General features: G+C 69.3%; 14 protein-coding genes. 6 read left to right on the top strand and 8 right to left on the bottom strand.

Annotated features, from left to right (window positions below; genetic code table 11):
- Window positions 1–176 precede the first annotated feature (176 nt).
- The 3 genes from ACIBVQ_RS28820 to ACIBVQ_RS28810 are packed head-to-tail and all read left to right on the top strand — an operon-like array spanning window position 177 to window position 2,307.
- Window positions 177–632, top strand: a complete 456-nt coding sequence (locus ACIBVQ_RS28820) for a nuclear transport factor 2 family protein (RefSeq protein WP_362915443.1) — start codon at window positions 177–179, stop codon at window positions 630–632.
- Complete coding sequence (locus tag ACIBVQ_RS28815) at window positions 629–1,477, top strand: helix-turn-helix transcriptional regulator (protein WP_399181255.1); 849 nt, start codon at window positions 629–631, stop codon at window positions 1,475–1,477. The genes ACIBVQ_RS28820 and ACIBVQ_RS28815 overlap by 4 nt, the downstream gene beginning before the upstream one ends.
- Entirely contained in the window at window positions 1,474–2,307 is an 834-nt protein-coding gene (locus ACIBVQ_RS28810) for an oxidoreductase (RefSeq protein WP_399181253.1), read from the top strand. The genes ACIBVQ_RS28815 and ACIBVQ_RS28810 overlap by 4 nt, the downstream gene beginning before the upstream one ends.
- A gap of 297 nt (window positions 2,308–2,604) precedes the next feature.
- On the opposite strand, the gene ACIBVQ_RS28805 is transcribed toward ACIBVQ_RS28810, so the two are convergent.
- The 3 genes from ACIBVQ_RS28805 to ACIBVQ_RS28795 all read right to left on the bottom strand — a co-directional run bounded on the left by ACIBVQ_RS28805 (window position 2,605) and on the right by ACIBVQ_RS28795 (window position 4,807).
- Complete coding sequence (locus ACIBVQ_RS28805) at window positions 2,605–3,048, bottom strand: MerR family transcriptional regulator (protein ID WP_399181251.1); 444 nt, start codon at window positions 3,046–3,048, stop codon at window positions 2,605–2,607.
- A 15-nt stretch (window positions 3,049–3,063) separates the two neighbouring features.
- Window positions 3,064–4,002 (bottom strand): zinc-binding dehydrogenase, encoded by a 939-nt coding sequence (locus tag ACIBVQ_RS28800; RefSeq protein WP_399181249.1) that lies wholly within the window; start codon window positions 4,000–4,002, stop codon window positions 3,064–3,066.
- Window positions 4,003–4,189: 187 nt separating this feature from the next.
- Window positions 4,190–4,807: a pentapeptide repeat-containing protein gene (locus ACIBVQ_RS28795; protein ID WP_362915453.1), complete on the bottom strand. Its 618-nt coding sequence runs from the start codon at window positions 4,805–4,807 to the stop codon at window positions 4,190–4,192.
- Between the two features lie 515 nt (window positions 4,808–5,322).
- On the opposite strand from ACIBVQ_RS28795, the gene ACIBVQ_RS28790 reads away from it, so the two are divergent.
- Window positions 5,323–5,946, top strand: coding sequence for a helix-turn-helix domain-containing protein (locus ACIBVQ_RS28790; protein ID WP_399181246.1), 624 nt, complete (start codon window positions 5,323–5,325; stop codon window positions 5,944–5,946).
- A 576-nt stretch (window positions 5,947–6,522) separates the two neighbouring features.
- Here the strand turns inward: ACIBVQ_RS28790 and ACIBVQ_RS28785 are convergent.
- Both ACIBVQ_RS28785 and ACIBVQ_RS28780 read right to left on the bottom strand, forming a co-directional pair.
- A complete protein-coding gene (locus ACIBVQ_RS28785; RefSeq protein ID WP_399181244.1) occupies window positions 6,523–7,449 on the bottom strand; it encodes a ribosome-inactivating family protein in 927 nt (308 codons plus the stop codon).
- Window positions 7,450–7,605: 156 nt separating this feature from the next.
- Complete coding sequence (locus ACIBVQ_RS28780; RefSeq protein WP_399181242.1) at window positions 7,606–8,997, bottom strand: RICIN domain-containing protein; 1,392 nt, start codon at window positions 8,995–8,997, stop codon at window positions 7,606–7,608.
- 162 nt (window positions 8,998–9,159) lie between these two features.
- Between ACIBVQ_RS28780 and ACIBVQ_RS28775 the strand changes: the two genes are divergently transcribed.
- Window positions 9,160–11,460, top strand: coding sequence for an ATP-binding protein (locus ACIBVQ_RS28775; protein WP_399181240.1), 2,301 nt, complete (start codon window positions 9,160–9,162; stop codon window positions 11,458–11,460).
- A 482-nt stretch (window positions 11,461–11,942) separates the two neighbouring features.
- On the opposite strand, the gene ACIBVQ_RS28770 is transcribed toward ACIBVQ_RS28775, so the two are convergent.
- The 3 genes from ACIBVQ_RS28770 to ACIBVQ_RS28760 all read right to left on the bottom strand — a co-directional run bounded on the left by ACIBVQ_RS28770 (window position 11,943) and on the right by ACIBVQ_RS28760 (window position 15,797).
- Window positions 11,943–14,480: a DUF6493 family protein gene (locus ACIBVQ_RS28770; RefSeq protein ID WP_399181238.1), complete on the bottom strand. Its 2,538-nt coding sequence runs from the start codon at window positions 14,478–14,480 to the stop codon at window positions 11,943–11,945.
- Window positions 14,481–14,491: 11 nt separating this feature from the next.
- Window positions 14,492–14,653 carry a hypothetical protein gene (locus ACIBVQ_RS28765; protein ID WP_399181236.1) on the bottom strand — a complete coding sequence of 54 codons (162 nt, stop codon included), beginning with the start codon at window positions 14,651–14,653 and terminating at the stop codon, window positions 14,492–14,494.
- 553 nt (window positions 14,654–15,206) lie between these two features.
- Window positions 15,207–15,797, bottom strand: coding sequence for a DUF2637 domain-containing protein (locus ACIBVQ_RS28760; protein WP_399181234.1), 591 nt, complete (start codon window positions 15,795–15,797; stop codon window positions 15,207–15,209).
- A gap of 367 nt (window positions 15,798–16,164) precedes the next feature.
- Here ACIBVQ_RS28760 and ACIBVQ_RS28755 point away from each other — a divergent pair.
- A partial coding sequence (locus ACIBVQ_RS28755; RefSeq protein WP_399181232.1) for an AAA family ATPase occupies window positions 16,165–19,935 on the top strand: 3,771 nt, incomplete at its 3' end.

Below are 19,935 nucleotides of genomic sequence, written 5' to 3'. Positions count from 1 at the left end.
CGGATATCTCATAATTCCGGCATACCGAACACGCGGTCATCTAAGGGTCATGAATCACACGCGATGACCTAACTTCCGAGCTTCAACCTCAGTAACTGGTCATGCCGCGAGGTGTTCCACATGGGTGGGAGTGGCGAGGTTACCCAGGCGGAGCAGCCCACTCCTACGGTTGGCCCATGACCACCGAACGCGCCACGGCGCTGACCGATCTGATGGACAAGGAGGAACTCCGCGGCCTGCTGGTCCGGGGTTGGCGAGCTCTGGACCACAAGGACTACGACACCTGGATCGGGTGCTGGACCGAGGACGCCGAGCTGGCCTTCGGCCCCTGGGAGCCTCTGCACGGCGCCCGCACCATCAAGGCGACGGTGATCGAGGCGGAGGATTCCTACGCCGCGATGTTCCACTACCTGCTCAACACTCACTTCGAGATCGACGGTGACCGCGCCACCGGCGTCGGCTACATGTTGTTCGTCGGCGTCCCCGACACCGCTGAGGCGGGTGCTCATTTCGACATGGGCGGCTCTTACACCTGGGAGTTCGTCCGTGCCGACGCCGGTTGGCGGGTCGCCAGGCAGCACCTGACCATGTCCTGGACCTCGGGCGTCGACAGTCTTGGATCCTTCTCGTGACCGCCGGTCCGCTGGCCGCTTTCCTGCGGGCCAGGCGCGCCGCCGCCGACCCTCAGGAGCACGGCCTGCCCGTGGGGCAGCGCCGTACGCCGGGGTTGCGCCGGGAGGAGGTCGCCATGCTGGCCGGGGTGTCGACCAACTACTACATCCGGCTGGAGCAGGGTCGTGACCGCCGCCCCTCGGCCCAGGTCGTCGAAGCCTTGGCCGTGGCGCTCGGGCTGAGCCCGGACGCCGCCGACCACCTGCGTACCCTGGCCGCCCCCACGCCACGGCGGCCTCGCCCCGGCAAGGGGGAGTACGCCGACGCGTCGCTGATACAGCTCATGGACGGCTGGCATACCAATCCCGCGCTCATCTTCGACCGGTACCTCAACCAGCTGGCCGCCAACCCGCTCGGCGAAGCGTTGTTCTCCTGGGCGGGAGAGCAGGACAACCTGGTCAAGGCGGTCTTCCTCCTCCCCGCCGCCCGTGCCTTCTACCTTGACTGGCCGATGATCGCCGAGAGCTGCGTCGCGGCACTGCGCGCCGGCACCGGGCACGATCTCGATGATCCCGCCCTGATGGCGCTGGTCGGCGAGCTGTCGTTGAAGAGCGCCGACTTCGCCCGCCTGTGGGCGCGTCACGACGTGCGTAACAAGGTCTCCGAGATCAAACGCTTCGACCACCCCGTGGTCGGGGAGCTGGAGCTGAGCTACCAGTCCCTGACCGTCAACTCCAGCCCCGGCCAGCAACTGGTCGTCTACCAGGCCGACCCGGACAGCCCCGCGGCCACCGCCTTGGCTCTGCTGGGTAGCCACCACGCGAGCACCACTACATCGGCTACCGCCGAGAAGGAGCACTTGTGAGCGTCTGGTTCGTCACCGGAGCCTCCCGCGGCTTCGGCCGTGAGATCGTCATCGCCGCGCTGGAGGCCGGTCACCAGGTGGTGGCCACCGTCCGCGACCCCGGCACCGATCGTCTTCCCCAGGGGTACGGCGAGCGCCTGCTGACCACCCGTCTCGATGTCACCCACAACAGGCAGGTCGAGGCGGCCGTGGCCGAGGCGGTGACCGCTTTCGGCCGCATCGACGTGCTGGTCAACAACGCCGGGTACGGCCTGCTCGGCGCGGTGGAGGAGACTTCGGATGCGGAGGTGCGCCGCCTGTTCGACACCAATGTCTTCGGACTGCTGTCCGTCACCCGCGCGGTCCTGCCGATCATGCGTGGCCAGGGCGCCGGCCACGTCATCAATCTGTCCAGCGTCGCGGCCATCTCCACCGTGGCCGGGCTGTCGGCCTATGCCGCCACCAAGCACGCGGTGGAGGGCATCTGCGAGGCGCTGGCGGAGGAGGTCCGCCCGTATGGCGTGAAGGTGACCTCGGTGCAGCCCGGCAGTTTCCGCACCGATTTCCTCAACGCCACCAGCTTCCGGCATGCCGAACGTCCCCTGTCCGCCTACGACGGCACCGTCCGCGCTCTGGCCGCTCATCTGGAGGACAGGCGCGGCAACCAGCCGGGAGATCCGGTGGCGGCCGCCGAGGCGATCATCTCGATCGCGGACGCCGACCAGGCACCCGCGAAACTGCCACTGGGCAGCGACTGCGTAGCGGTGCTGGACGGCGTGCTGCGCGCCCGGGCCGAAGAGCTGGCCGTCTGGCGTGAGCTGGCCACCTCCACCGACTACGGCGCCGCCTGAAGCGATCCACAAGGGTGACCACTGCCACGATCGCCCTGGTGAGCTCGGCCCCGTCGACCCCGGTGGGCGAGCGGGAGCCTGGCTGGAGATGCCCAGCTCGATGGTCCGCAGATCGACGCCGTATTCGCAGGCGACGCCGACCGCCGTGGTGTCGCCGGTGACCCCGGCCCCGCCGATGCCGGCGCAGGATGTCGCGACCTCATCGCGGCGCGGCCCCGGTGTCCAGCAGTGTGTACCACCGGGAAATCTGACCTCTTCGGGGCGCACGTGGCCTGGCACGCAGCGCACCGCCGATATCTAGGGGAGCTTGTCCACGGCTTCCGTCTCGGATGACGTCACCGGCGCGACCGGTGCGGTCAGCGCGGGAACGGCATGGCCGGGCTCGCCGTACAGGCGGCCGGCGAGCTGGCCGTGCAGGGTCGTCAGCCGCTCGATCCGCTCGCCCAGAACGGTCAGCCGGTCCTGGGCCACTCGCATCGCGGTGCCGCACACCTCGGTGTCGACGACCGTGAAGGTCGCGGGCACGGGCCGGTCGAGCAACTCGGCGAACAGGCGGATGTCCTCCACGGTGAATCCGACTCCCTGCAGTTCGCGGATGTTGCGTACCCGGGTGATGTCGTCCTGACTGTAGTCGCGGTACCCGGCCGCGGTGCGCGGTGCCTGAAGCAGTCCTTCTTTTTCGTAGTAGCGCAGCGCCCGCGTCGTGGTGCCCGCAGCGCGTGCCGCCTGCCCGATCCGCACTCTTGAACCCCCGCTCTACAGCTTCACCACGACGGTACCGGTGTGCGCACCGTCCAGGAGCCCGGCGAGTGCGGCGCCGGTCTGCTCCAAGCCGTGGAAAGCCGTGTGCGGCACGGTCAGTAGGCCCTGTCGCGACCATGCCCCGATCTCTCGCTCCGCGCGCTTCAGCGCCGCGGGGTGGTCGCGCGGGGTGAACCCACGCAGGGTGATCCGTTTGGCGATCAGCGTCGCGAGATCGATCTCGACCTGGTTCCTGTGGGAGTCCAGAGTGCCGATCGCCATGATTCGCGCGCCGGGATTGGCGACCTCTATGACGGCCCGCGTCTGTGCTCCGCCCGTCAGGTCCAGGTACACGTCCACGCCTTCGGGCGCGGCATGGTGCAACGCCGCGACCAGATCCGTCTCCGTCCGGTCGAAGGCCGCGTCGAATCCCGCCTGTCCGGTCAGCCACGACAGCTTCCCCGCCGAGGCGCTGCCCACCACCCGACCGGACCCCAGCCGCCTGGCCAGGGTGCCCACCACCGAGCCGATCGACCCGGCGGCGCTGGAGACGAACACGGTCTCCCCTGCGCTCAGTCCCGCCGTCGTCAGCGCGGCATGGGCCAGCTCGGCCTGTGCCAGCCCCAGCACGGGATCGACCCCGGCGGGCAGCACCCGCACCCGCGCGGTGTCGAGCACGGCATGCTCCCTCCAGCCCAGCGGGTGGGCGACCAGCGTGCCCGGCGGCAGCTCACCGGCGACGACCTCACCGACGGCCGGCCCCCACAGCGCCTTTCCCTCCTGGTAGGCCGGCATGCCGGGCGCACCACCCGTCAGCAGCAGTCCCATCGCGGCCCGCAGCCCGATCATCCGATTGCGGACCAGCACCTGCTCCGGCCCCGGGGCCTCCAGCACCGTCTCGACGATCTCCAACCGCCCTTTGGCGGCCAGGCGCACCTCGCGTGTTCGCGTCATGCGGCCGACGCTAAACCTTGACCTGGACGTCAAGGTCAACCCCGCGGCCGCCCCGACGAAGCCCGCGGTAGCCGTACCAGCGATCACACCACCACTGACTACCTCGACCGCACCTTCGTCGAGGCCTGCACCCGCCACCACGGCGGCGCGATCCTCCACCGCCGAAGCCGATCCCGTCCGCCGGTGGCTACGGTTCGACGTTCAGCCCGAGGGCCGTGGCGATGGCGACGGCCTGGGTGATGTCGACGCGAGCGCGGCCGAGTCGCACCACGAGGGGATCCAGCGTGGACAAGTCGCTGCCGCGTAGGTCGGCGCGGGTGAAGTCGGCGCTGTGCAGCAGCGCTCCGGACAGGTCCACGTTGCGCAGGGTGGCGCCTTCGCAGCGGGCTCCGGTCAGGTCCGCCTCGCGCATGCGCGCATCGACGAAGGACGCCGAGCCCAGGGGTGCCCCTGGCAGGCCGGTCAGCGACCAGTCCCCTCCCTTGACCTTCAGCAGGTCGAAGGTGCACCGGTCGAACATGCTGCCGACGAGCTTGCAGCGGGTGAAGGTCGCGTCGAAGAAGGAGCTGTTGGTGAAGGTGCAGTTGAGGAACGCGCTGTCGGTGTAGGTCGAGGCGTTGAAGCGGGCGGAGCGGAATGTGCACTCGACGAAGACCGCTCCATCGCCGGTGGATTCGGTGAGGTCCACCTCGCGGAAGGCCACGCGTTCGTAGACCCGGCCCGACAGGTCCTCGCTGTCCCAGTCGGCGAACTCGATGGCCGAGGTGGTCGGCGGGGCAGGGACTCCGTGCACACGGTCGGCCATGACATCCTCCAAAGATCAAACATGTGTTTCCCTGTGGGGCCGGACGCGCCGGGGCCACCCGCGCGTCCGCACCGCCCATCCACCGCGCCGGACAGCTGCTACCGCAGGTGGCGAGCTGGCCTCAGCCGCACAGACAGGCGCGAGCGAACTCGATGGCCGGGACGCACCGGCTCGCCGTACGGCGAAGGTGACTGCCTGCCCCCGGCGCCTGGATGGCCCGGTGGCGGGCGGGAGCAGCCGGTCCTCCAGCAGACGGCGAGATCCCGCGGGTACGGCAGGACCCGTCGTTCCAATCCGAGCCGACCAGATCCGTCAGCCGACGGGTGTCGGCCCGACGGCAGGCAGATCGTCGAGCTCGTTCCGCACCTCAGCGATACGGAACGGGTCGATCCGGTGCGTCATGTGATCTTATTTTTTGATTGATCGCCCGTTCAATATACACGAACGGCGACGGATGGATACTCGGCGTCAGAGTATGTTGAAAGACGGTTCACTCTCAGATCCCGAGGAGGGCGATGCCCAGAACTCCCGAGGCATCGGCCGCTGTTCGTGAAGCCACCCGCGCCCGTATCCGCAAGGCGGCGGTGCTGCTGATGGCCGAGCAGGGTTACCACGCCACCACCCTGCGGCAGGTCGCCGCCCGGGCCGGAGTGGCCAGCGGTCTGCCCTCGCACTACTTCGGCAGCAAGGACGGCCTGCTCCTCGACGTGGCCAACAGCTGGCGCGACCGGACCCGCGCCGCGCTGGCGGCTCTGACCGCTCCCCCTGGCGCGGAACCCGCCGCCGCATTGCGCCTACTGGTCCGCTCGGCGCTCCTGGGCCTGGATGCCTCCCCCGAGGAGATCGAAGAAGGGCGTGCGGTCTCGGCCCTGCTCGCCGACCCCCAGGCGCGGCAGGTCCTGCGCGCCGCGCAAGCCGACGAGGAATCGGTCGACCTTCTCGACTCCCTGGCCCAGGCTCTGCGGGACTGCCATTCGTCCGATCCTGAAGGAGATCGCCTCCTCCTGCTCGCCGGGATCCGCGGCGGGCTGTCCCTGGCTGCCGAAGATGCGAGCTTCCCACTCCGGGACCTCGAGGAGGTCCTCCTGTCCCGCGTGCTGCGCACGCAAGCCGCCGCTGGGGATTCCCTTCGGCGGTGACGTCGGAAGCGGGCCGATGTCGTTGTCGTGCGGACGGCGAACGGCCTTGAACTGCGGGAACACCACAGATGGCGGCCGGCGGGACCGGCCTTACCGGCGGGCCAGGACCGGTGAGTGCCGTCGGCGTCGGCGCCCGGTTCCGCGGTTCACCGTAGCCCCAGGTCGGAGCGGTCCCGGACCGCTCCGACCACGGCGATCCGGGCGCTGCGCACCGACGCACCGTCCGCAAACCGCATCGCCATCTGCACAAGCGCGCCAAGGGCCCCACCGTCGAGGGGGGGAGCCGTGTGGGGCTGGTCCTTGCCGCGGCCGCCGTCCGCGGGTGTCCCGGGCAGCGGAAGAACCCCCGGCGGATGACGTGGCCGGGGGTTCTTCACGTTCTGGATGCCGGACGGGCGCCGTCGGACCCGGGTGATGGGGACGACTCCGATCCGACGATGTGCGGGTTTGCGTGCCTGGCCACCGTCCCCGCACCGGAACCTCGGTGAGCGCCGGATTTTTACTACACCCCGGTTGAACGTGGTGTTGGACGCCGGTTCCGCGTGTGGCGCGTGGTCCTGTTCGTTCGGCGTGGGGTCAGTGGGAGCTGCCGAGCGCGAGCAGGCCCTCAAGGGAGGGTATCCGGCGTGGGACGTTTCCGAGGGTGATGTCGGTCAGGCTCTGGTAGGAGTAGCCGTTGATGTTGACGTAATCGGAGGAGTTGGCGGAGCCTACCCGGCTCCGGTAGGCCAGGCGGGACAGTCGGCTCCAGTTGTTCTCAAGTGCGAGCCCGAACCCGCCGAGCGTGGTCTGCCGTCCCCCGTTCTCGTCGATGTGGGAGCCGTAGTGGAGGACGGTCTGGATACGCCTTCGGATCCACCCGGAGCGCACGGCCTCGGAGGTCGCCGCGATGATGTTGGCGAGGCGCAGGCGGTGGTTGTTCTGGGTGGCGGCCGTGAAGTTAATCATTTCGTAGAAGTAGTGGTAAAGGTCGGCGGTCGTGAAATGGGCGTTTCCGCGGTTTCCCTGGGCGTCCAATTCGCCGTAGCTACTGGAGTAGCCGAGGACGCCGAACGCCAGGTTGCCGGCTCTGTAGTGCCGGATGAACTCCCTCATCAGGGAGTCGGGGGTATCTCTGAACTGGTAGTTTTGGCCCCGGACGGTGAAGCCCTCCAAGTAAAGGTTGGAGGAGCGGAAGTACAGGCTGAGGAAGTGGTCGCCGTTGTTCTCTATCTGTAGCTCGATGTAGTGATCGTCCACCGTCTCCGTCTCCCAGTACCTGTTCCTCACCTCCTCTCCAGCGAGGTTGCGGAGCCTGTTCAGCATCTCGCCGTAGGACTGCGCGGCGCCCAGCCCGCCATCGTTTAGGGTGTCGATGTCCCAATTCATTATCGTCCACCGCGACGTGGTGTCCGCGTTCGCCGGGCCCGCCGCCCCGACCTGGACCAGACCCAGGACGCAGGCCAGGGAAAGAAGGATCGAGCCCAGCCGCTGTGCGATCTTTTGTTTACCGAAACCAACCATGTGCCGCATACCTCCGTAGGATTCTTCTTCTTCTGAGATTTCAAGGTGGGCACCTTTTGGAAATCCCGGGAAACACGGAACCGGAAATTCCTCCCCTGTTTCCGGAAAACCGGTGATAAGTTTCCCGGCGAAGGGGGGAGCACGTTTTCGGGAGTCCTACTTACCGGCGTACAGCGCCCGCCACACCTCGTCGTAGGAGCCCTCGCAGGTCCAGACGCCGATCGGCTTGAAGTCGGAGTCGTGGGTGAGGCAGTTGTCGGCGTCGAGGCGGACGATCCACTGGTTGTCGCCCTTGTCGATGATCTCCCACTTCTGGTCGCGGGCTCCGGTCCAGGTGCGGGCTTCCGCGGTGTAGTCCGCCCTCCTGGACAGGGCCAGCCCTTCCGCGTTGACGATCTTCCACTGGTTGCGCCCCGAGGCGAGCTGCTCGATGCTCCACTTGCTGTTCGGGAGGCCGTGGATGGCGCTGATCACCTGGCTGCCGCTGGCCGTGCCGCTCGCGGCGACGCCGAGCCCGTTGGAGGCGAGCAGGAAGTAGGAACCGTTGGTCGGGCCAGGCGCGGAGGTGTAGTCGTACCAGCTGAAGTCCTGGTTGGCCTTGTCACGATCCTTGGCCGAGCCGCACCCCCACAGGTGGAGCTTCTTCCCGGGCTTGGTGGTGCCGCCGGGGATGTCGACGCAGAGGTCCTTGCTGTGGTCCAGCGGGCTGCCGATGTTGCGCAGAGTGCCGCTGACATTGTGGTACCAGCGTTGCCTGGGATCCCTGCCGTCGCAGGGCGCGGTGATGAGCTGGGCTCCGACGGCGAGTTCCGTGCTGCTGAGGCAGTGGTTGTCGGGGCCGACGACACGGATGCCGTTGTAGGTCCACTTCTGACCGGAACCGCCGGCCTTGCAGGTGCCCAGCTGTACGGCGTGGTTGCTCGTCTCCAGGCAGGAGATGCGGTCCGCGTCCGAGGCGAGCTGCTTGGTGATGGAGTTGCTCCGGCGCGCGGAGAAGGTGACATTGCCGCCCGAGCGGTCGAACGCGCCACCGAAGGCCCAGTTCATGTAGCCGCCATCACCCTTGTTGACGAAGGTGGAGGCGCCACGGAAGATCCAGATGCGGAACCAGTCACGGCTGGTCCAACCCTTGGGGTCGTGCACCAGCTCGTAGTCGACGTCCATCAGGACCTCGGTCATGTCGGCCTTGTAGTCGTTCCTGAACCAGGGGACCTCCCAGGAGTCGGTCCCCTTGTACTTGAAGACCATGACGTTGTAGCCGGGGAAGGCGTCCATCGCGTAGTCGACCACGCTCTGGGTGAACTTCTCGTTCTCCTGCTGCTGTTTCAGGGAGGCCCCGCGCCAGCCGGAGACCAGAGTCAGGATCGACTTCATCAGCTCGGTGTAGCAGTCGCCTCCGCCGGTTGCGGGAGGCAGGTCACACCAGCCCGACGGCGTGTAGTTCCTGAGGATGGGCGTGGGGACATCGGCCGAGGCGGGCAGCGCGGTGAACACGAGCGCCCCAATGGCCAGGCAGGCGGTCACCAGCCGTTTGAGATGCGAGAACACAGATCTCCTTGGATCGTTTGCGATGCGCCAAAGAAGAACCCCTCCGTGCAAATCGGACCATGTTCACAAATCCCACACCAGGAGGAACCGCAGGAAGGATGATGGGAAGAATCGCGATCTTCCTCTTGCGGGTGAGGAGGATCGGGCTGCCGAGGAGGCCAGGTGTCGACCGATCCATCGCGTTCCTTCGCCGCTCTGCTGCGCGCTCACCGGTACGCGGCCGGACTCACCATCGAGGAACTGGCCGAGGCGTCGGCGCTCAGCGGCAGAGCGATCGGCGACATGGAGCGCGGCCGCAGCAGAGCCCCCAGGAGCCGCTCGGTGGAGGCGCTGGCCGACGCGCTCGGGCTGGACGCCGAGGCGCGGCGCGAACTGATCGACGCCGCCAAGGCCGGTCGCCCGTCGCCGCGCCCCGCCCCCGGGACACGCCTGTTCGAGTTGCCGCGCAGTGTCGGCGATTTCACCGGCAGGAGCGCCGAGCTGGCCAAGCTGCGGGAGTTGGCGGCGCTGTCCGCGCCCGGCGGCGGCAGTCCCGTCGTGGCCGTACTCTCCGGCCTGCCCGGACTCGGCAAGACAACACTCGCCCTGTGGACCGCTCACGCCCTGACCAGCCACTTTCCCGGCGGCAGCACCTTCCTCGACCTGCGGGGGACGGACAAGGTGCCGCTCGGCGTCGTGGCGGCGCTGACCCGGCTCCTTCACGTGTTAGGGGTGGAGCACAGCCGCATCCCGCGCGGCGCGGAGGAGCTCACCCGGCTGTACCGGTCGCTGACCAGGGAACGCAGAATGCTGCTCGTCCTGGACAACGCCGCCGACGAGGCTCAGGTACGGCCGCTGCTGCCCGCCTGCGGTAGCTGCATGATCGTGGTGACCAGCCGCCGTCCGCTGGCAGGCCTGGAGTCGGTGCACCGGATGGAACTGGACACGCTGCCGCCGTCCGAGGCGGTCGAGCTACTCACCAGGATCATCGGCGAGCACAGGTCGGCGGAAGATCCGCAGGCCACGGCGCAGGTGGCGGCCCTGTGCGGGAACCTGCCGCTCGCACTGCGCATCGCCGGCAACCGGCTGGCCAGCAGGCCGGGCTGGACCGTGGCCCATCTGGGTGATCGTCTGGTCGACAGCGACCGCCGCCTGACCGCGCTGGTCGCCGGTGACCTCAGGGTCGACGTCGTCTTCGAGCTTTCCTACAGTCAGCTCTCGCCCGTCGCGGCGGCCGTGTTCCGGCTGCTGTCTCTGGCTCCCGGGGGTGGCTTCGCCGTACCGCTCGCCTCTGTCCTCGTCGGGATCGACGAGGAGGAGACGACGGCGGTGCTGGAAGAACTGGTCGACCTGAGCCTGCTGCAGGCGACCCACTCTGACCGCTACCGCTTCCACGACCTGATGCTGCTGTTCGCCCAGGCGAGGTTACGCGCGGAGGAGCCGGTCGAGCGGGTACGGCAGGCGGAGAAGCGCATGCGCGCCTGGTTGCTGCACACCGCGATCGGAGCGGGACAGCTGTTCAGCCCCTCCCCTGTCCGGGCCGTGCTGCCGGACACCGCGTTGCGTTTCTCCCTGCGTGAGCCCGCCGCCGCCTGGCTGGACACCGAGGCCGACGCCTGGCTCGCCGCCGTCGGCTCGGCGGCGGCGGACGGCGAGCACCAGCTGGTCCTGGACGTCGCCGAGGCCATGCACTGGTTCTCCGACCTCCGCGGCCACTGGCCGCATTGGCTGACGCTGTTCTCCCTGTCGACGCGGGCCGCTCGCGCGCTCGGCTGCCGCCGCCAGGAGACCGTGCATCTGAACTACTGCGCCTGGACGCTCACGTACTGCCTGGGCCGCCACCGCGAGGGCCTCGAACACGCCGCCCGCGCGTTCGTCCTCGCCGGGCAGGTGGGCGACCTCCGCGAGCAGGCCTGGGCCCTGTTCTACCAGGGCGGCGCCCACCTCTCACTCGCCCGCCGGCCCGAGGCCTGCCCCCTGGGGACGGAGCGGGAGCACCTGGAACGCGCGGCCGAACACTTCAACTTCGCTTCCCGGTTCTTCGTCCGGTCGGGCGACTTCCTCGGCCACACGGTGGCGGCACGTAAGTTCGGCGAGGTGCTACGCGAACTGGGAGACCCGGTGACGGCCCTGCTGGTGCATACCGGCCTCCTCGGGATCTACCTCACCGGGAGGCCCGAATTTCCCGCCACGCAGCGGGACCTAGGCGTGGGCCTGTGCCTGCAAGACATCGGGGACGACCTGGCCGCTCAGGGCCGCTGGCAGGAGGCGGCCGACCACTACCACCGGGCCCTGCCGTACTTCAGTGCCGCGGGCGATGTCTCGATCATGGCGTTGCTGCTGTACTCCCTCGGCCGTGCCTGCACCGAGATGGCCGACCATCCGCAGGCCCGAGACCATCTGGAGCAGGCCATGACCCTCTTCACCGAGACCGGCGACCTGAACGGGCAGAGCCGGGTACGCCAGGCCCTGGACGACCTTTGACCCTATGGGGCCCTTCGCTTCATGACGCCTACGGTGCCTTTCTCGACGTCAACGCGGACCCGCCCCGCCCACGGGGAGTGGAACGGAGACCAGATCCTCGTTCGAGCCGGCTGATGTGAATCCTTCGATCGCTTGGCCACGTGACGACATCGGCGGGTCCGGTCGTAGCGATACGAGTTCGACCTGGTCACAAGCATGGGACGGCCGTCGCGTGATCCATCGGGTAGTGGAGATCGGGTTCAAAGGAGAGCCAGGCGATGGCCACGGACAACAGCGTGACCCCCGCGCGGTGGCCTGTGAAGCAGATCCAGCGGCAGGATCCGGATCTGTCGCGATCCATGGCGGGAGACCACGGCCGAGGCCGACGCCCTGCGCGGTACCGGAGAGTTGGAAGGGTGTGTTCATGCGGGCAGCCGTTCAGCCGGGCGAGCTCATGGGTGTCATCGGTTCGCCGACGCGACCACCGGCACACCGAGTAACGGTCATCGTGCCGGCCCAACTCCGGTGAGTTGTCGGTGCAGGCGCTGAGCCTGCTCCAGCAGCCGGCTCTTACGGGTTCCGGCGGCGAGCGTGGTGACGGCGGGCAGCTCGCCCTGGGCGTTGGTCCATCCGGCGACGTCGGCGGCGAAGGCGACCAGGCGGGTGTGCGCGCTCGTCGGCTTCTCCCCCGGCAGGTAGACCTCCAGCAACCCGGTCATGATCTCCCAGACCGCGTGATGGGCGCCCCGCTCGGCCGCCAGCCGCAGCGCGGACAGCGCCTTCGCGGGTTTCGCACCCCTCTGGAGCAACACGGCCAGGCAACGCCCTGTCTCCGGCCAGGGAGCGGGGCCGGTGGCGGCCAGCCGCATCAGGTCGAGCGCGCCGTAATCGCCGGCGATCATGGAAGCCAGCAGCAGGCTCATCGCCGGTCCGACCGGCCCCTCTGCCGACACCAGAGCGCTCAACCCCGAGACATAGCCGGATGAGCCGGGCAGCACCGCGACCGCGGCCAGCTCCCGATGGGCCGCGAAGATCGCCACATCTCCGTCAGGGTGCTTGCCCCACTGCTGCTCGAACAGATCGCCGACCAGCTCCTCCAGCTCCGCGTCCATCGTGAGCGTTACCGTGGGCTTTTCGCCCCAGGTCAGCGTCACCTCCGGGTCTGTCGGCCGGTTGGCGAGCCATCGGTGCAGCCGCCGCCCGGCCGCTGACCTCAGCCGCGCCGCCTTCCGCAGCTCCAGCTCCGTCACCGTACGGCGAAGCCGCAACAACGCCTGCGCCAGGTCGAGTGGCAGCGGTTCGATCCCGGCCCGCTCGTGCCTGGTGAGGCGTTCGATCAGGATTCCGGCGTCGATCAGCCCGTTCTGCCTGGTCGGCGTGGCCAGCAGGCACGGCGGCAGGGCGTCGTCCGCGAGGGCCCGCAGGATCTCGGCTGTCCGGCGCTGGAGCTGGAGGTCCCAGACGGGCACCTCGCCGGGCAAAGCCGTCCTCCGGGAGAGCGGGCTGCGTTCCTGCGGCGCCTCGCCGAGGCCGATGAGCGCGGCGGCGACACAGGCGGGCAGGTCAGGCAGGGTGCGGAAGTCCTTGTGGCCGCCGTCGGAGCGGCTGCCGGACTCGGCGAGGCGCCGCAGGGCGGTGACGAGGTCCCGGCGGTGGTCGCGGGTCAGCCGGACGAAGCCGTCGAGCCACCGGTCGGCGTCGAGCCAGTCGCACCAGATCAGCTTGACGCGGGCGAGCCGACTCGGGTGGTCGATGTCGGGTGGGGTGGGGTGCGGGTTGCTCACCATAGGCAGCGGCGGGGGGACGAACGGCTCGCCCTCCGGCTCGGGTTCCGGCACCGGATCTCCGCCGAAGACCTCGGCCAGCACCCGGCCTCGCTCGGGCGGCAACACGTCCCAGACCGCGCGGATGGTGGCGTCACCCTCGGCCTTGGGCAGGCTGTCGATCGCCGTACGCACCGCCTCGACGCTCGCCTCCCCCAGTTTCGCGGCGTGCGCGACAACCAGTTTGACGGCGCGTTCGCGAGCCCCGGCCGACGCACAGGTGAGGGCGACGGCCAGTGCGGTGATGTGGTCGTCGGGATCGGCTCCGGCCTTGAGCAGCTTGTCGAGCAGGGACAGGCCGACCTTGACCAACTTGCCCTCTGGCCGGAACAGCAGCGCCTCGACGGCGTCGGCGGGCGGCGTGGCGGACAGCCTGCGGATCACTCCGAGCGCCAGCTCGGCGACGGGGCCGGGGGCGGCGGGCAGCAACGCCAGGTAGTCGCCGAGGTGGGGACGCAGTTCCTCGTCCGTGGGCGCGAGCCGTTCGTGCAGGAGGGTGAAGAAGTGCAGGTCGAAGGCCGGGGCACCGCGCAGGAAACGGCTGCGGCAGCCGTCCAGCAGGGTCTCGCGCCTGGTACGGCCCGCCTCGGCCAAGCCGGTGAGCGCGTCGATCCACCCGTCGGTGCCGCGCCGTCCCCAGTAGTCGGCGCGGCGCAGCAGCCTGCCCGCGCCTTCCGCCTCGAAGATCGTGGGCAGCAGCGCGTCGGTGAGCGGGTCCTCGGCCAGGCTCCCGAGATCGGCGGTGGCGATCCACAGGGCGGTGAGCGGGTCGTGGCGCGGTGGCTCGGCGCCCGTCTCCCGCAACAGGATCAGAGTGAGGCGCTCCAGCCCGCCATCGCCCGGGTCCAGGGAGCGCAGGCGCAGCGCCAGCCGTACGGCGAAGTCGCGGCGCCAGTCATCCGGGCGGGAGCGGGCGATCGCGGCGCACGGACCGGCCTGGGAGATCGGCAGGACGGCTTGATCGCGGGTGAAGTCGCGTTTGAACAGCCAGGTCAGCGCGGCGGCCGGGGTGGCGATCGTGCCGAGTCCGACGAGCCGCATCGGCTCGATCCAGCGGCGTTCAGGGTCATCGGACGCGCGGATGACCTGGAGGTGGGCGGGGAGCCTGGCGGCGATCGGTTTGCGGTCCGTCTCCGTCAGGGTGGTCACCAGGGCGACGATCGCCGCGGTGTCCGAGGCCGCGATCGCGGCCTCGACATGATCCCAGGGGGTGGTCATGGCAGGGGAGCCTAGGGCAGGCCACCGACATCAGGAGACGAGCGTGAAGGCTCGGTGCCGGCCTGGTCGTCGAGGCAGGGCCAGGCGCCGTTCTCCCGCTTCTCGCCCTTGGCGTCGCGCTGACTGCACAACGCACCGGTGGCCTGCTCCCCTGGTCTCGGAAGGACAGCCACGATGTGTCGTGCCGGTGTTGCCGGGCACCGGCACGGCTGGGCAGGCGGAGGCACCCAGCAGATCGGTGCCACAGCCGGAAGGGGTTCCCTCCTTGGGCTGCGATGAGGTACCAGGCGGTCACCCCTGTCCGGAGTCCAGGCCGTCGTTCGAGGCGGCGACGGGCTGCGCGCGTGACGGACACAGGAACTGCGCATGCTCAGCTCGGCGATCGGACTGATCACAGACGCGGGCCCCTGGCATCGCTTCCGCGTACCGCGGGAGGCAACGGCGGGGATCGGTATCCGGATCCCGGCGACAACCGACGGCACGCTCACGCCTCCGGTCGAGATCGCCTGGGACACACCTCTGCCCGGGTACACACCGGTGCGCACGCTCTCCGTAATAGATGCGGCCCCGCCCGTCTGACCTGCCGGTGCACGGTGGTCACGGCCCCTTCCCACCGCGGCCTGCCGCATGGACACTTGGAGGCTTCGGCGCGGACACCAGATGAGTCCGGCCTGGCCGCAACCGGCGAACCCGGAGCGCGACAAGCAACTCACCCCAGTTTTCCGGTCAGGCCTGCTCGTTTGATCCAGCGGGGGTTGCGCTCGAAGCGTTCGGCGATCGCCCGTTCCGAAGGGAGCGTCCCATCCGGCCGGCCGTTCTCCCACGCCTCACGATGCAAGACCACCACGCCTTCTCGGGGGTGATCGTCCTCCGGTTCCTGACCTCGTCCTGCTGAGGCTCAGAGGGTTGCCGTCCGGTGTCCCAGGAGACCCAGCGGATCTGGGACATCGGGAGTTCGTAGCTGCCGATCAGCGCGACGCTCGGCCAGGCGGCGATGACGCGGCCTATCAGACCGGGCTCGGCCACGGCGACGTCGGTGCCCAGGCCGGCCAGGCTGCCGACCACGAGCAGGGTCCAGGCAAAGGCGCCGCCGCGGGAGCCGTACCGGTTGGCCAGCAGGATGGACATCAAGGCCACCACGATGATGCCGTCGACGGCCAGCGGGATGAGCACGGCGGCCAGGCGGTCCTCACCGTGACGCAGGCACAGCTCGTGCATGTGACGGAACGAGACCACGGCCGCGATGACCGCCAGAAGGGCGACGCAGGCGATGGTCGTGCGCTGGATCCGGCGCACCGTGAGCGAGTCCGGCACCATCGCCGCTCGCCCCTGACCCAGCAGGAACCGGGTGGTCAGCGTGAAGACGTGTGCGTTTGGTACGGCTCCCCCATGCTGCCCAGGTGGCCGACCGTGAGCACGGCAGCCACATATTCACGGGCGAAAGTAAGGAGAGGCAGCGGAGGGGTTGGGGCTTTGTAGCCGTACCGGTCCGCCATCTCCTCTCTGGGAGGGAAGAAGAGCGGTATCCGGACCGGTGCCGCGCAGGAACATATACACCGCCTCCTCGCCGCTGCGCTGTGGCCGAACAGAGCGCTGTATCCGCCGATTCGGCCAGCAGTCACGCACCAATGCTGATAAGCCCGTTTCCTGGGCCTCTGGGCGCTGCGGTTGCGATAGTGACGGGGTGAGCGCCGATCTCCCCAACGACCACGCGGAGCTGATGCGCGACGGTGTGCGGGCCCGGGTGGCGCGGCTGGCGAAGGCGGCAGGGACCGGCGCACGCCGCTGGTCGCCGCCCGCGCTGCTGGCGGTGCTGTCGGCAGGCGCGTTCGGCCCGCTTCTGCTTTCCGGCCTCGGTGCCGCGGAGCTGGCCGCGGCCGCGGTGGGGGCGGTGACCGCGGTCGGTGGCAACGTGCTGACCGACATGCTCAAAGCAGGCGTCGCCCGGATCGAGCCCAACGGTAAGTCCCCGGGCGAAGAGCTGGAGGCCGACCTGGAGCGGCAGTTCCAGCAGATGCTGGAAGCCGGTGGCCGACAGGCCGACCTGCTGCGCGGACAGCTCGCCGACATCCTGCGACAGACCGGGGCGGTGGGGGCCGCCGTCGAGGAGGCGATCCGCAGCGGCAACCGCGAACTACAGGCGAGCCTGACCTCCGGTCTGACGCGGCTGGGTGAAGAGTTCGGTGAGTTCGGTTTCGTGCTGGCCGAACTGGGGGTCCAGCTACGGTCGATCCGCGAGGGCGTGGACCGGCTCGGCGCCGAAGGGCAACTGGCCACCGGCATGCTGTACCGGCAGGCGATCGACACTCGGCTGCTCCTTGAGCAGGTGGCCGCCATCGAGCGGCGCACCCGCCAGGACCGGCCGGACCCCGGGCGGCAGAACGGGGCCCGGTGGCGGGATGGAGCCCCCTACCGGGGGCTGATGCCGTTCACCGAGACCGACGCCGAGGTGTTCCACGGCCGCGAGACCGCCACCGCCGAACTGATCAGCATGCTTTCCCAACGGCTGGGCGGCCCCGGGCTGGTGGTGGTGACCGGCGCCTCCGGAGCCGGGAAGTCCTCGCTGCTGCGGGCCGGGCTGATGCCGGCGGTCGGGCGCGGCGAACTGTCGGAGGCCGCCCGGCACTGGCCCCGGCACACCATCGACCGGCCGACCCACTCGCCCCTGTCGCGCCTTGCCGTGCTGCTGGCCGGGCTCTCCGGATTGGACGCCCCCACGGTGCTGGAGCGCCTGACCGGCCAGCCTGAGCAGACGCATCTGCTGGTACGACAGGCGGTCGAGACCGACGCCCGCCGTCGCGGCCTGCCCGAGCAGACCGCGGCGGAATGCAGACTGCTGCTGGTCCTCGACCAGTTCGAGGAAATCTTCACCCTTCAAAGCGACGACCGGCCCGAAGAGCGGGCGCAGCGGGAGGCCTTCCTCACCGCGCTGCACAGCGCCGCCACCGTTTCGGGCGGGCCGGGCGAGGTCCCGTCCGCGCTGGTGGTGGTCGCGTTACGCGGCGATTTCATCGACCGGTGCGCCGAGCACCCCCAGCTCGTCTCAGCACTGCGGGACACCCCGTTCGTCCTGGCACCGATGGGGGAGAGCGATCTTCGGCGTACGATCACCGGCCCGGCGGACGCCGCCGGGCTGGACATTGAGCTTGGGCTGGTCGACACCGTTCTGGCCGAGTTGCGTACCCGGCCCGGCCGTTTCGAGGCCGGAGCGCTGCCGCTGGTGTCCCAGGCCATGCTCACCACCTGGGAGCACCGCGAGGGGAGGTGGCTGACCAGCCGCGGCTACGTCCGCACCGGCGGCGTCACCCGCGCGGTCGCCACCAGCGCCGAGGCCGCCTACGACGAACTGGACGCCGCGGGCCAGGAGACCGCCCAGCGGGTGTTCCACCAGCTGACGGCCATCTCCCGAGACGGAGTGCTGACCCGCCGCGCCGCCTCCCGCACCGTCTTGCACGCCGGTGGCGAGCGGGGTGAGGTGGAGCGGGTGCTGGAGGTCTTCGCCCGGCGGCGGCTGCTCGTGGTCGACACGGAGTCGGTGCAGGTCGCCCACGACGTGCTGCTGACGGCGTGGCCCCGGCTGCGCGGCTGGCTGGAGGCCGACCTGGCCGGGCACGCCCTGTACGGCGAACTCGTGGATGACGCGGCCGAGTGGCACCGTAACGGCCGAAAGGCCGCTTACCTGTATCGGAAAGAGCGTCTGGCCAACCCGTTGAAGATGATGCCCGGCTGGCGTGCCGACCCCGACCGCCACCCCGATCTGGCGGGCTTACCGCAGGAGTTCCTGGAGGCAGGGCGCAAGGCCGAAAGCCGCGCCGCGTTCCGGCGCCGCGCCGTGTTCGCCGCGCTGTCCGCTTTGCTGGTCGCGGCCCTGATAGCAGCGGGAGCCGCGGTCCGTTCCGAGCGGGAAACGGCCCGGCAGCGCGACACCGCCATCGCCAATGGCCTGACGGCGAAAGTCGAACACCTCACCGGTGACCCCGTGCTGTCGGCACTGCTGGCAGTAGCGGCATGGCGGATCAGCCCCAAGCCCGACGAACTCCGCGCCAACCTCCTCACCGTTCTTCGCGATCCTGCACGTACCGTCCTCACCGGAAACGGCACGGGAATATCCACAGTGGCCTTCAGTCCCGACGGCCACACCCTGGCTGGGGCCAGCGGAACCAGAGAAGGGACATTGATGCTGTGGGACGTCGCTACCCATCAGCCGGGTGTCCCCCTCGTCGGCCACACTGACGGAGTGATCTCTGTGGCGTTCAGCCCGGACGGCCGAACTCTGGCCACAGGAAGCCATGACCGCACGGTGCGGCTGTGGGACGTCGCCGCCCGCAAGCAGATCGGCGCCTCTTTCGCCAGGCACACCGAGTCACCGCCCTCGGTGGTGTTCAGTCCCGACGGCCGCACCTTGGCCACGGGAGGAGGAGAGGAGGCGCGGCTGTGGGACGTCGCCACCCGCAAACAGATCGGCGCCCCCTTCACCGGCCACACCGATTCGGTGGAGTCGGTGGCGTTCAGCCCGGACGGCCGCACCCTAGCCGCCGGAGGCTATTACGGCACAGTGCAGTTGTGGGACGTCTCCACTCGTAAACAGATCGGCGCCCCCTTCACCACCGGCCACACCGATTCGGTGGAGTCGGTGGCATTCAGCCCGGACGGCCGCACCCTAGCCACGGGAGGAGGAAAGGAGGCGCGGCTGTGGGACGTCGCCACCCACAAGAAGATCGGTGCTCCCTTCACCGGCCACTCCGAGTCACCGCCCTCGGTGGCGTTCAGTCCCGACGGCCACACCCTGGCCACCGCAGGCGAAAAAGAGGTACAGCTCTGGGACGCCGTCACCCGCATGCGGATCGGCATGCTGCTCCCTGGAGACGGCTTCGCCGTGAAGTCGGTGGCGTTCAGCCCCGACGGCCACACTCTGGCCACTGCAGGCGGCGGGTCGGTGCGGCTGTGGAATGTCACCAGACCTACCGTGATCGCCCCTCGCGAACCAGAAACAAACATCTCGGTCGCGGTCAGCCCTGACAACCACACCCTGGCCGTCGGAATTAACGGGACCGTGTGGCTATGGGACATCGCCACTTACAAGCAGACCGGTACCCCCGCCACCGAAGTGAACTCAATGGCGTTCAGCCCTGACGGCCTCACCCTGGCCACCGGAGGCTACGACGACACAGTGCGGCTGTGGGACGTCTCCACTCGCAAGCAGATCGGCGCTTCCCTCACCGGCCACACCTGGCCCGTTTCCTCGGTGGCGTTCAGTCCCGATGGTCGCACCCTGGCCACCAGCGACGACAAAGAAGGGTCGGTGCGGCTGTGGAACGTCGCCACTCGCAAGCAGATCGGCACTCTCCTGATCGGCTCCATCGACAAGGTGGTCCCGTTCGCGTTCAGCCCCGACGGCCGCACCCTGGCCACCAGCGGCGAAAGAAACGGGTCGGTGCTGCTGTGGGACGCCACC

The sequence above is a fragment of the Streptosporangium sp. NPDC049376 genome (genome assembly GCF_044466505.1).
Taxonomy (GTDB): domain Bacteria; phylum Actinomycetota; class Actinomycetes; order Streptosporangiales; family Streptosporangiaceae; genus Streptosporangium.
The sequence above is the reverse complement of the archived record's forward strand: the minus strand, read 5'-3'. Positions and strand labels throughout refer to the sequence as shown.